Source organism: Paenibacillus sp. FSL P2-0322, assembly GCF_037975315.1.
Classification (GTDB): Bacteria; Bacillota; Bacilli; order Paenibacillales; family Paenibacillaceae; genus Paenibacillus; species Paenibacillus polymyxa_B.
This window is the reverse complement of the sequence record NZ_CP150243.1, coordinates 5,987,602-6,000,310: the sequence shown is the minus strand read 5'-3', so window position 1 is coordinate 6,000,310 and position 12,709 is coordinate 5,987,602. Positions and strand designations below refer to the sequence as shown.

The 12,709-nt window shown below is 41.4% G+C and carries 12 protein-coding genes; 6 read left to right on the top strand and 6 right to left on the bottom strand.

Annotation, left to right across the window (positions count from 1 at the left end; translation table 11 throughout):
• Window positions 1-95: 95 nt before the first annotated feature.
• Both MKY24_RS26575 and MKY24_RS26570 read right to left on the bottom strand, forming a co-directional pair.
• Window positions 96-542 carry a GNAT family N-acetyltransferase gene (locus MKY24_RS26575; RefSeq protein ID WP_076264598.1) on the bottom strand — a complete coding sequence of 149 codons (447 nt, stop codon included), beginning with the start codon at window positions 540-542 and terminating at the stop codon, window positions 96-98.
• Between the two features lie 226 nt (window positions 543-768).
• A complete protein-coding gene (locus MKY24_RS26570; protein WP_028540939.1) occupies window positions 769-1,350 on the bottom strand; it encodes a TetR/AcrR family transcriptional regulator in 582 nt (193 codons plus the stop codon).
• A gap of 318 nt (window positions 1,351-1,668) precedes the next feature.
• Here MKY24_RS26570 and MKY24_RS26565 point away from each other — a divergent pair, with 318 nt between their 5' ends.
• The 6 genes from MKY24_RS26565 (at window position 1,669) to MKY24_RS26540 (ending at window position 7,269) form a co-directional block, all read left to right on the top strand.
• A complete protein-coding gene (locus tag MKY24_RS26565) occupies window positions 1,669-2,730 on the top strand; it encodes an LLM class flavin-dependent oxidoreductase (protein WP_339201184.1) in 1,062 nt (353 codons plus the stop codon).
• 24 nt (window positions 2,731-2,754) lie between these two features.
• Window positions 2,755-3,693: an alpha/beta hydrolase gene (locus MKY24_RS26560; RefSeq protein WP_028540937.1), complete on the top strand. Its 939-nt coding sequence runs from the start codon at window positions 2,755-2,757 to the stop codon at window positions 3,691-3,693.
• Between the two features lie 323 nt (window positions 3,694-4,016).
• Window positions 4,017-4,973 carry an endo-1,4-beta-xylanase gene (locus MKY24_RS26555; RefSeq protein ID WP_023991064.1) on the top strand — a complete coding sequence of 319 codons (957 nt, stop codon included), beginning with the start codon at window positions 4,017-4,019 and terminating at the stop codon, window positions 4,971-4,973.
• Between the two features lie 240 nt (window positions 4,974-5,213).
• Window positions 5,214-5,765 (top strand): TetR/AcrR family transcriptional regulator, encoded by a 552-nt coding sequence (locus MKY24_RS26550; protein ID WP_023991063.1) that lies wholly within the window; start codon window positions 5,214-5,216, stop codon window positions 5,763-5,765.
• Complete coding sequence (locus MKY24_RS26545) at window positions 5,765-6,136, top strand: multidrug efflux SMR transporter (protein ID WP_071558016.1); 372 nt, start codon at window positions 5,765-5,767, stop codon at window positions 6,134-6,136. Before MKY24_RS26550 ends, MKY24_RS26545 begins: the two co-directional genes overlap by 1 nt.
• Window positions 6,137-6,381: 245 nt before the next feature.
• Window positions 6,382-7,269, top strand: coding sequence for a class I SAM-dependent methyltransferase (locus MKY24_RS26540; protein WP_023991061.1), 888 nt, complete (start codon window positions 6,382-6,384; stop codon window positions 7,267-7,269).
• Between the two features lie 168 nt (window positions 7,270-7,437).
• Here the strand turns inward: MKY24_RS26540 and gnd are convergent, their stop codons facing one another.
• The 4 genes from gnd to MKY24_RS26520 all read right to left on the bottom strand — a co-directional run bounded on the left by gnd (window position 7,438) and on the right by MKY24_RS26520 (window position 12,584).
• Window positions 7,438-8,841 carry a decarboxylating NADP(+)-dependent phosphogluconate dehydrogenase gene (gnd, locus tag MKY24_RS26535; protein WP_023991060.1) on the bottom strand — a complete coding sequence of 468 codons (1,404 nt, stop codon included), beginning with the start codon at window positions 8,839-8,841 and terminating at the stop codon, window positions 7,438-7,440.
• A gap of 106 nt (window positions 8,842-8,947) precedes the next feature.
• On the bottom strand, window positions 8,948-10,294 hold the full coding sequence (locus tag MKY24_RS26530) for a GntP family permease (RefSeq protein WP_023991059.1): 1,347 nt from the start codon (window positions 10,292-10,294) through the stop codon (window positions 8,948-8,950).
• Window positions 10,295-10,321: 27 nt separating this feature from the next.
• A complete protein-coding gene (gntK, locus tag MKY24_RS26525) occupies window positions 10,322-11,860 on the bottom strand; it encodes a gluconokinase (RefSeq protein WP_339201182.1) in 1,539 nt (512 codons plus the stop codon).
• Window positions 11,853-12,584, bottom strand: a complete 732-nt coding sequence (locus tag MKY24_RS26520) for a GntR family transcriptional regulator (RefSeq protein ID WP_068939234.1) — start codon at window positions 12,582-12,584, stop codon at window positions 11,853-11,855. Before MKY24_RS26520 ends, gntK begins: the two co-directional genes overlap by 8 nt.
• Between the last annotated feature and the right edge of the window lie 125 nt (window positions 12,585-12,709).

Below are 12,709 nucleotides of genomic sequence, written 5' to 3'. Positions count from 1 at the left end.
ATCCGCATGCGTGAAAACATGTGTTACGCATAAAGGGCACCAATTAGGTGCCCTTTGAACTGCCGTTAGCGCGGAAAACCGTATCAAAAGTATTGTTACGATGAAAAGTGAACCCAATCTCTCCCTTGGACAGCATCCATTTCTTTAAAGAAAATTTGAGCGCGTTTATTCTCAGTAGAAGTTATCCAGGTCATATGAGCATATCCATAATTTTGTGAGTACTTTTGACATTCTAAAAAAAGCTGTGATTCTACTTCTGTATCTCTAAATGGTTCCAATACAAATAGGTCGTTCATAACGGTGATTTTGTCTGCTTTCATCGTGCTAAAGGTAAAGAATAATGTAGCAAAGCCGATTAATTCTCCATTTTGTTCCGCCACAAATTGTATACCGTTTTGCTGCTCAAAAAGGGTTTGAATCAAATTATGAATTTTTTCGATAGGTGGCCTAGGGTTTTGATAAAAACCAACGATGTATTCATACATTAACTCGGTTAAATTGTTTAAATCATCAGGCTTAGCGTTTCTTATTAAAAATGACATTAGATGTACTCCCTTTTCATTAGTTTTGAATTAATATACATCGTAAAGTATATATATGCAAAATTAAGATCAGTGAAAGAATCTTTTGAACTCATGCAAATGCGAAGAAGTATGTAATATGAGCGCAACAAAGGCTGCCGAGGAAATGTATCCGGCAGTCTTTGTTGCGCTGAGGGACATGTGCATCGAGAATACACCCATTCGTTAAAATTGAATTTACTCCGAATTACTTAAGAAGTGTAAGTGTCACCTCTATCGTGTTATTAATAAATGATCGTTCTGGACGAGATTTTATCATTACGGTCAGTCCAATTAACGATACGACTAGCGCCTGTGATACAGCCTTCGCATTGAGCCCGATCTCAAGCTCACCTGATTGTATACCTCGTTCAATGGTTTCTTGAAATATAACCGATAGGTACATTTGATGTTCCCTTGTAAGAATTTCAAATTTCTCATCATGAGGTGCAAGTTCAACCATTGTATTGATGCAAAAGCATCCTTTTCTAGGGTTTTCTGTATATTCCTCATCTACCACACCTTCAAAAAAAGCTCGAAATGCTTCTTTTACAGATGGTTTGCTTTGAAGCTTGGCTCGGATCAGAGAAGCACGGGACATCATGTATTTGCGCAGCGCAGCTTCGAACAATTCTTTTTTGCCTCCAAAAGTGGAGTATATACTAGGTCGTTGAATTTCCATTCTGGAAGTTAAATCACTCAGCGAGGTAGCTTCATATCCCTTCTCCCAAAATATTTGCATTGCTGCATCTAATACTTTATCTTCGTCAAATTCGCGGATTCGTCCCATAATCAATACCTCTCATTGCTCGTAATTTTATTCTTAACTCAATAACTCTGATTATAATTGTCAGGGTTTTTTATTTGCGTACCAATTAGTATGTTATTATCTTATAATTAGCCCGTTATATTGTCAAATGCAGATTGGTTTATCGCACCAAGGAGATATCAGTATGAGGATAAAACAAAGTATTTTTACTATATTTATTGACAGTATTCTTTTTAATGAGTTATATTTACTGGGAAAAATATATTACCGATCGGTATGATATTTTATCGGTATTTGATTGTCATACAAAGAAAGCTATTAGAATAGGAGAGATGGACCATGGAGATAGGTATTACTTCGTTTGTAGAAACAAAGCCTGACGTTCAGACAGGTGAAGTGATAAGTCACGCACAGCGATTGCGCGAAGTTGTCGAGGAAATTATCCTTGCTGATCAAGTGGGACTTGATGTGTTTGGGGTAGGTGAGCATCATCGGAAGGATTATTCGGCATCTTCACCAGCAATTGTGCTGTCAGCGGCTGCAGCGCAGACGAAACGGATTCGGCTGACCAGTGCAGTCACAGTGCTTTCTTCAGCTGATCCCGTTCGCGTTTTTCAGGATTTTGCTACGCTGGATGGTATTTCGAATGGACGTGCGGAGATTATGGCGGGCCGAGGTTCCTTTATTGAATCTTTTCCACTGTTTGGCTATGACTTGGAAGACTATGATGAGCTGTTTGAACAACATTTGGAATTGCTCCTTAAAATACGGGAGTCCGAAAAAGTAACCTGGAAAGGCGGACATCGGCCAGCGATTAACAATTTGGGTGTGTATCCACGGCCGGTTCAGAATCCTTTACCGATATGGGTTGGCAGCGGGGGCAGGCAGGATTCTGCTATCCGTGCAGGTCTGTTAGGACTGCCCTTGATGTTGGCGATCATTGGTGGAAATCCGATGAATTTTGCACCGCTTGTACAGCTTTATAAGAAGGCAGCAGCGCACGCTGGTCATGACGAATCGCAGCTTAAGGTTGGATCGCACTCGATAGGATTTGTTGGAGAGAATAATGAACGAGCTGCAGATACATATTTCCCTTCTACGATGGCAGGTATGAATAGATTAGGCAGGGAGCGGGGCTGGGCGCATTATGATCGTTCTAGCTACGATGCCGCGCGCAGCTTTGAAGGTGCGCTGTATGTTGGCGATCCTGAGACTGTTGCCCAGAAGATCATTCACCTTCGCAAACATGTAGGTGTTACACGCTTTATGCTGTATGTTCCGTTAAGTACAATGCCGCATGCCGAGGTGATGAGAGCCATTGAACTGATGGGAACAGAGGTAGCACCCCGAGTTCGGAAGGAAATAGCCCAGTGGGAAGCGGAGACGGAAAAAAGATTATAAAAACCAAACATAGGAGTGATTCACATGGATTTTGAAAATCGTTTGTACCCAGAATTTAGGTCGGTAATTGCACAATTTCCTGGATTTCAATTGGAAGAAAATTTAGAACTGAGTAGAAGCTATTTGTCGAGTCCTCCCATTGAGCAGTCGAAGCACGTACACACGACAAGCCGGATGATTCCGAGCGTAGCAGGCGAGATATTAGTTAAAATCTACGAACCTGCCCAGCGAACTGACGTTAGGCTTCCGGCCATGCTGTGGATTCACGGGGGAGGCTATGTGATGGGGCATCCTGATATGGACGATGCTTTGTGCGAACGCTTCGTGCAGGCGGCCAAATGCGTCGTCGTATCGGTCGATTACCGACTTGCTCCCGAGCATCCCTACCCAGCTGCCATCGATGACTGTTATGCCGCTTTGACGTGGATGACCGATGAAGCTGAGCTGCTGGGCATCGACTTAGATCGAGTCGCAATTGCCGGAGCAAGTGGGGGCGGCGGTCTGACCGCAGCACTTGCTTTAATGGCCCGTGACAAAGGCGGGCCAGCCCTCATTTTCCAAATGCCGCTGTATCCGATGATCGATGACCGTAGTATTACGGCGTCAAGTCATGAGATTACGGCCGATAACGCACCATGGAACCGGAAGAACAACTTGGCGGCTTGGAACATGTACTTGGGGGATCGTACTGAAGACACCGAGGTGTCCCTATACGCTGTGCCGTCGAGAGCGGAATGCTTGGCTGGGCTACCGCCGACCTATACGTGCATTGGCCAGCTCGATCTGTTCCGAGATGAGACGATTGAATATGTGACACGCCTTGCCCAAGCTGGGGTAGACGTTGAATTCCATCTGTATCCCGGCACATTCCACAACTTTGAGGGGATGGTTCCGCAAGCAGAAGTAAGCCAACGTGCTAGCCAAAGTTATGTAGATGCAATTGCACGAGCCCTTAATTCTTAAACTATTAAATGGGCAGTCTCCAAAGTGATATGCTTCCAAAAAAGTAGACAGGTTAAATAATAAAACTTGCTACTGTAAGGGGAGCATATCACTTTTTGCAGTAATCTTTTTTGTCGTTTGATACGAGGCTAGATTTTAACCGAAACGATGTGTTAAAGGAGCATCAGGTGTTCAGTCGCCCCGCAATGATGTAAAGTTTTTCGGGTAAAATCTTTACTTTTACATGTAGCGGATAATAACCTTTCATTCTTATAATTGGAAATGTAAGCGATTTATTTAGAGGCGAGGATATTAAAAAACTATACGTATGAGGAGGAGATTGTATGTCGAAATTTAAAGTGGGCAAGTTGGTAAGCAGCTTGGCGTTGGCGGGTGTGTTGTTATCATCAGTTCTGATAAACCCGGCTAGTGCCAGTATGGCGAACGGTGGCAAATTCCTCGGGAATATCATTGCTGGAAGTGTCCCTGCAAGTTTCGGAACATACTGGAACCAGGTGACGCCAGAGAATTCGACCAAATGGGGGTCGGTTGAAGGCAGTCGTAACAACATGAACTGGTCGCAGGCGGATACCGCCTACAATTATGCCCGTAACAATGGCTTCCCGTTCAAGTTCCATACATTGGTATGGGGTGCTCAGGAGCCAGGTTGGATTAGCGGACTGTCGGCTGCTGATCAGAAGGCGGAAGTGACCCAGTGGATTAAAGCAGCAGGTCAACGCTATCCGAATGCGGAGTTTGTAGATGTGGTGAATGAGCCCCTGCATCAGAAGCCATCCTTCCGCAATGCCATAGGAGGTGACGGATCGACCGGATGGGATTGGGTCATATGGTCATTCCAACAGGCCAGACAAGCTTTCCCGAATGCCAAGCTGATGATTAATGAATATGGAATTATCAACGATCCCTCGTTAACCGACCAATATGTCAATATTATTAATCAGCTCAAGAGCAGAGGCCTGATTGACGGAATTGGTATTCAATGCCACCAGTTTAGCATGGACACTGTTTCAGTTAACACGATGAACACTGTACTGAACAAACTGGCGGCAACAGGATTGCCAATCTATGTGTCGGAACTGGATATAACTGGCGACGACAACACCCAGCTTGCCAGATACAAGGAGAAATTTCCGGTATTATGGAAGCATTCCGCGGTGAAGGGAGTTACGCTCTGGGGATACATTCAGGGGCAAACCTGGATATCGAATACACATCTGCTGAACTCGAACGGCACGGAACGCCCCGCGCTCCAATGGCTGAGACAATATGTGCAGAGTTAAACTATAGGTGGCACTTAAAACCCAACAGATGCGAAATTTTTCCAAATGTCTGGGCTGGGTAGATGTTTATTTGACGAAGTCTTGGCTGAAATGTTATACGCCCAAGGCTTCTTTTTATTTAGCTTAAACCTAACGTATCAAAACCTAATCCAACTCAATTAGGCTTACATACCCAATCCATAACTTTAACCCACTTGAAATAAAACCGTCTGGACGGTATAGTAAAGAGGGGTGATCAATATGAATACAACTAAAAAAACATTAAAAAGAGAATTAATTCTTAAAGCGGCCTCCATGATTGTGCACGAAGAAGGAGTAGAGAAGTTAACGTTAGAAGCGGTGGCTAAGAAAGCGGGAATAAGTAAAGGAGGATTGCTTTACCATTTTCCGAATAAGGATGAATTGGTTTTGGGAATGGTTGAGCAACTATCGACCAGCTTTGTCTCCGAATTTAATGAGAGAGCAGAAAACGATATGCATTCCAAAGGAAGATGGACTCGCGCTTATATGAATACATCATTTTCTGGCGATCGGAATGCAAGTGACCTGTATACCGCTCTTTCAGCAGCACAGTTTACGAACCCTCAAATGCTAAAGTTACTTCAGGACGAGTATGAGAATATCCAAAACAAAATTGAAAACGACGAATTGGATCCCGTTCGTTCCACGATAGTCCGATTAGCTATAGACGGCTTGTGGTTTGCCGAAATGTTTGGGCTTGCTCCTCCTAATGAGGAAATGAGGCAAAAAATGATGGAAGAATTGAAGACATATATAAAGGAGAATGAATAATGGCTTATCTTTTCTTGGCAATCTCTATTGTTGGTGAACTTATTGGAACTTCAATGCTTAAAGCTTCAGAAGGTTTTACCAGATTGTATCCGACTCTATTCACAATTGTTGCGTTTGTGATCTCTTTCTTCTTTATCTCTCTATCCCTTAAGACGCTTCCTTTAAATATGACTTATGCCATCTGGTCAGGTGTAGGGGCTGTTGCTACAACGCTTATTTCAGTATTGATTTGGAAAGAAAAAATCAATACAGGAAGTATCGCAGGTATTGCTTTAATTGTTATTGGCGTGGTGGTACTGAACCTATTTGGTGCAGGACATGGTGAGGCAAAAGCTACAACAGAAGCAACTAGTCCAATCGTTCAAAAATGAGATAAAGATTTTCGGACCGAGGATATAAACACGCTTGAAGGCATAAGGGCATTCGTCGAGAAAGTTCTTGTGCCGCACGGCGTGAGGGTATGAATTTTTAGTCATTTAAATTTTTTTGATTGAATTGCAGATATAATAAGTCTATAATGTCTATTGTAGGGTGTTTCATATTTACCACCATACGGAAGCAAGGTGTAGATATTAGTAGACTTTAAAATCTAATTAGTAGAAGGGAAGTCTAATTAATGACCCAGTCTTTATTTGATCCCGAAGTATGGAAGGCTGCTTGGATAAACGATCCGGAAGCTGGTGTAAATCGAATGCTTAGAGCGGGAACGGTACCGGCTCATTCGTTTGATGATATGGCAAGGGCAAGAAGCTTCCACAAGCAGGCATTTAATGAAGAGGGAATAAAAAGAACAGCCAGAATTATGGGATGGCTAAGGACACAGGGAGTTACCATTAAAGACTCCTCTATCCTAGATATTGGTGCTGCCTCGGGTGTCTTCAGTATTCCTTTTGCAGAGGAAGGGGCAAATGTTACTGCCGTTGAGCCTTCAGGACCGTTGACAGCCTTAATGGAAGAGAGTATTAAGCCATCGATAAAGGAAAACATTAAAATCGTACGGGAACAATTTGAGGAGTTATCTATTGAGACGAACGGATGGCAAAACAAATTTGATCTGGTGTTTGCATCCATGTGTCCAGCCATTTTCGGTTGGGAAATGGTAGAGAAGGCGCTCGCCTGTGCCAGCCAGTTTTGTTACATCAGTACGAGTGCTGGGCCTAAGGAGCATAGTCTGATTCAGGAATTGCGCCCTGTAGTCGGAATAAAAGAGGACCTAGTACAAACGTCAGATATGGCATATATCATCCAACTATTAAATATATATGGCTATTCTTTTCAAACCCTGATTACTCGTGAAACCCAAACGGTAATGATGTCGGTGGACGAGGCGGTAAAACATACATTAGGCTGGTTCTCATTCTTCGGGATGCCGACAGATGAACAGTCATTACAGAAGGCCGAAACTTATTTAAGAAGGACGTACGCAGGAAAGAGAATTCCTGTTCAGCAAGGAGGACGCTTTGGTAAAGTTCTGGTCCGTATAAAGAATCAGCACATGTATTAATCGTTTTGTCATGTAGCTTCTATTTATTCCCCTTGCCCTTCAGAATCTCAACGTCTGTTACATAATATAGACACAAGAGCATTGTGGGGAAAATGTATTCCAAAGGAGTGCCCTAATGAAGGGAAAAACCACTTCATTAGGGCACTGGAGATTTACTACCACTATCGATCACTGCCAGTTTGTGTGAAAGGACCCTGCTGCATCACTTCGTTCATAAGTATGGGCACCAAAATAATCCCTTTGTGCTTGCAAAAGGTTAGCATTCGAAATGCCTGTCCGGTAACTATCATAATAAGTAAGTGAAGCACTTAAACATGGAAACGAAGTGCCAGAATTAATACCCTCACAGACAATTTTTCGTAATCCTTTTTGATACTCTTTAACTTTTTCAGCAAAATACGGGGCGATTAATAGATTAGCCAAATTCGGCTGTTCTTGATATGTTTCGCTTATTACGTTTAAGAATTCAGCACGAATGATGCAACCACCACGGAAAATAAGGGCAATATCCTTTAAAGGTAAATTCCATCCGTAAAGTTCAGAAGTCATTTTATATTGTATAAATCCTTGCGCGTAGGCACAAATTTTACCCATATAAAAAGCTTGTCTAATGTACTCAATCCACAAATCTTTATTTAAACTTCGCTGATCAATCCCTGGTCCTGTTAGAATATTTTCTGCATAAACTCGTTCTTCTTTTAAAGAGGAGATGTAACGGGCAAACAATGACTCTGTAATAATGGATGATGGGATCCCATTGTCAATTGCTTGAATGCTTGTCCATTTACCAGTGCCCTTTTGCCCTGTTTTATCAAGAATCACATCGATTAGTGGTAAGCCTGTTACATCATCCTTTTTCCGTAAAATCTCTGCTGTGATTTGGATTAAATAACTTTTTAGCTCCCCTTGATTCCATATTTCAAAGATATCAGCAATTTCATTCACAGATAAACGTAACCTTTTTCTTAAAAATGTATAGGTTTCTGCGATTAATTGCATATCTGCATACTCGATTCCGTTATGTACCATTTTTACAAAGTGACCGGACCCTTTTGGACCCATATAAACACAGCAAGGGTCTGCGTCCACGTGGGCTGCTATTTTTGTTAGAATAGAAGCTGCCTTTTCATATACGTTTTTATCTCCACCAGGCATGATCGAAGGTCCATTTAAAGCCCCGACTTCGCCGCCGGAAATACCGATTCCTAAATAACCGATTCCTTTTGACTTCAATTCATCATATCTACGCTCCGTATCTTTGTAATGGGAGTTACCACCGTCCATAATCACATCGCCTGCTTCAAGGAAGGGTACTAATGTACCTATTACCGAATCGACCGGTTTGCCCGCTGTTACCATAAGGAAGATTTTCCTTGGAGTTTTTAAGGAGTAAACAAAATCTTGAATTTCGTAGTAAGGATGGATGGAGTGACCTTCACTTTTTTTAACAAGATCATCCGTTAAATCCCTCGTATAATTATAGACAGCGACTTGCTCACCCTTACCAGCCATGTTTAAAGCGATATTACGGCCCATTACCCCTAAACCAATGACACCAATTGTGTTGGACATTTTTTCTGCTCCTTTTATTTGAAATGAATAGGCCGTAGATCCTCACTTATAGGCTTAGAAGATTCTAAGAAAAATAAGTGGGGATCTACCGCCCGGGAATCATGATTTATACGAATAAACTTAGTACTAAAATAAATCCTAATCCAGCTACAGAAATGATGGTCTCAAGTAATGTCCATGTTGCAAATGTTTCTTTCATGCTTAAACCAAAATATTCTTTAAACATCCAGAAACCAGCATCGTTAACATGTGAAGCTATTAAACTACCCGCTCCCGTTGCAAGCACAACTAAAGCAAGATTAACGTCGGATTGTCCTAACATCGGAATAACTAAACCAGCGGTTGTTAAAGCTGCAACAGTTGCAGAACCTAAGGAAATACGTAATATTGCAGCGATGATCCAGGCAAGCAAGATGGGTGATAATGTAGTTCCATTGAATAATTCAGCTACATAGTCACCTACGCCGCCATTAATCAGTACTTGTTTGAAGGCTCCGCCACCCCCAATGATTAAGAGCATCATCCCAATATGAGTAATAGCAGTTGTACAAGATGCCATTACATTTTTAATTGGAATTTTCCTTGCTATTCCCATGGTGTAGACAGCTACCAGTAAGGAAATTAACATGGAAGTTGATGCATCACCAATAAAACGGATCGCTGCTAGTAAACTACTATCTTCAAAGCCCATTGTTTTTTGAAGCAAAGTAATAACCGTAGCAATAGACATTAAAATAACAGGAAGCATTGCAGTAAATACACTGATGCCAAATCCAGGAGTTTCCTCGGATTTAAATACTTTTTGTTCACCTAAAGAGGCAATATTACCCGTTTTCGTAAATGATGCAGGTACGAGTTTTTTGGCAAGCTTAGTAAATACAGGTCCAGCTAAAATAACAGTTGGAATGGCAATAATGAAACCGTAAAGTAAAACCTCACCAAGGTTCGCGCCATATTCACCAGCAATAACTGTTGGTCCTGGATGTGGAGGTAAGAAACCATGTGTTACGGATAAAGCTGCAACCATCGGAATCCCGAGATATAAAATAGAAACCTTTAATTCTTTTGAAATGGCAAATATGATTGGAATTAACAATACTAATCCTACTTCAAAAAATAACGCCACACCGATAATGAATGAAGCAGCTACGACTGCCCATTGGATATTTTTTTCACCAAATTTGTCTACGAGGGTCATGGCAATTCGTTGAGCACCACCAGAATCAGCGATCAACTTACCTAACATCGCTCCAAGTCCAAAGATTAACGCTAAGTGACCAAGGGTTCCGCCTAATCCGGCTTCGATGGTTTTGACAATTTCCTCTAATGGCATTCCAAGTGCTAAAGCGACGCCGAACGATACAATGATTAATGAAATAAAGGTGTTCAATTTGAAGCCCATGATTAAAACTAATAATGCTAAAATTCCAATCGCTACGATAACTAATGGCATTGTAATTACCCCCTGCTTTTTATCTTTTTAGTGTTTAATTAAGCTTCTTTGATAATTGGAAATCCGTGTATAATCATCTTCTAATACTCTGGATAGGTTAATGAAAATCGGCAGCAATTTCCTATATTCCTTGGTCGCTTCTTCTTTTGGTGTATGTTTGTTGGTACTGCCAACCATTTCAGAAACGACTTCAAAGGACTGGATTTGTCCGGTGGCATACAGGCCTAAAATACAAGCTCCTAGACAAGAACTTTCGTAGCTTTCTGGAACGACGACTTCAGATGCGAATATATCGGACATCATTTGCCGCCAAACAGCTGACCTTGCGAAGCCTCCAGTAGCTTGGATTCGGGTCACAGGACCGTCCATACATTCGGTTAATGCTAAAAATACGGTGTACAAATTGTAAATGACTCCTTCTAGGGCTGCGCGAATCATATGTTCTTTCTTATGTGACATCGTTAAACCGAAGAATGAGCCACGTACGTCTGGGTTCCATAATGGCGCACGTTCACCAGCCAGGTACGGATGGAATAACAATCCGTCAGATCCTGGTCTTACACGTTCAGCAATCTTGGTTAGTACATCATATGGATCAATTCCTAGCCTTTTCGCTGTTTCCACTTCTGATGAGGCAAGTTCGTCGCGGATCCAGCGAAGGACCATCCCGCCATTGTTCACCGGCCCCCCAATAACCCAGTGCTTTTCTGTTAAGGCATAACAAAATATTCTTCCCTTTTCGTCTGTTTGAGGCTTGTCTAAAATGGTTCGAATGGCACCGCTTGTCCCGATTGTGACGGCAACTTCGCCTTTTCGTATCGCATTTACACCTAGATTAGAAAGGACTCCATCGCTAGCTCCAATGACAAACGATGTTTGTGGATCGATCCCCATCTTTTTTGCTAAATCTGAATCACAGTTGGTAAATATTCTGGTTGTTGGCACGAGCTCAGATAATTGAGAAGGGGTTATACCAGCAATTTTTAATGCCTCTTCATCCCAATCTAATTTTTCTAGATTCATCATACCCATGGCAGAAGCTAGGGAATAATCCACTACATATTGATCAAAGAACTTTTTAAAAATATATTCTTTAATTCCGATATACTTTTTAACCTTGACAGCGGTTTCAGGAAGGTCATTCACAATCCAAGCTATTTTTGTTAATGGTGACATGGGGTGAATGGGTGTTCCTGTTCGTTTATAGACTTCATGGCCATTCAGCTCATCTTTTATTTTATGTGCCCACGCTTCACTGCGATTATCTGCCCATGTAATACAAGGCGTCAGTGGGCGGTCATTTTCATCCATCGCAATGACACTATGCATGGCACTGCTAAATGAAACAAACGATAGCTTTTTTTGTGAGTGATGTTTCATTATATTTGAAGTGGCTTGCAGAACAGCCTGAAAAATCTCTTCTGGGTTTTGTTCAGCTGTTGCTATATCCGGGGTATAAAGCGGGTATCCAATATTCTCTTGTTGGATGACTTCGCCTTTTTCGCTAAATAGAACGGCTTTCGTACTTGTGGTTCCGATATCTACACCTAACATATAGTTAGTCATTTTGTTGCACGACTCCTTTAGATAGCATTTGTTGTGACATCCATAGGTCTTCTACTTTACCTTGAACATCATCAAAGTTTTCATGTAAAGACTTGATCATGAGGTCTCTATCTTTTGCTTTGATTGCTTCAATATAAAGTTCGTGATTGTTTATAATCCGTGTAAAGTCTTCATACTTTTCTTTAAAACGCATACGCATCGACAAAAGAATGAGACTTTCCATAACAGGCTTTAAATTATTCCAGATCATCAGAATATGCGAATGATTGACTGCACGAATAATCGTTTCATGGAACAAGACATCTTGATATGAAAACTCATCAGCATCACTATATTTAACGGCGACTTTCATCATTTCGAGTATTTTACTAAGTTCCTTCGCCAAATCATTAGTATCCATCTTTACAAGACGCTCAAATACGAAGGATTCTATGAGCAGACGGACATCATAAATTTCTTCTATTTCTTTTTCTGATAGGCCAATAACAACGGCTCCCATTCTTTCTAATCGAATGATATTTTCGGATGCCAGTATTTTTAACGCTTCACGAATGGGTGAGCGACTTACAGTGAAATCAGCAGCTAGTTTATTTTCGGATAATATGGTACCGCTTTCAATCCCGCCAGAAATAATGCGCATTCTAAGCTCGGATGTTACGCGATCACCAGCAGAGGCTTTTAAAAGCCATTTGGAGGGATATAGGAATTCTGATTCGACCATCATTTCACCTTCTCAATTAATCAAGTATACTTGTATACAGGTATTATAATCTGAAATTTTAAATTTGCAAGCGTATACATTAAATTTGTTTTGTAACTCCTCGATACATAAAATGAAAATTGCATATT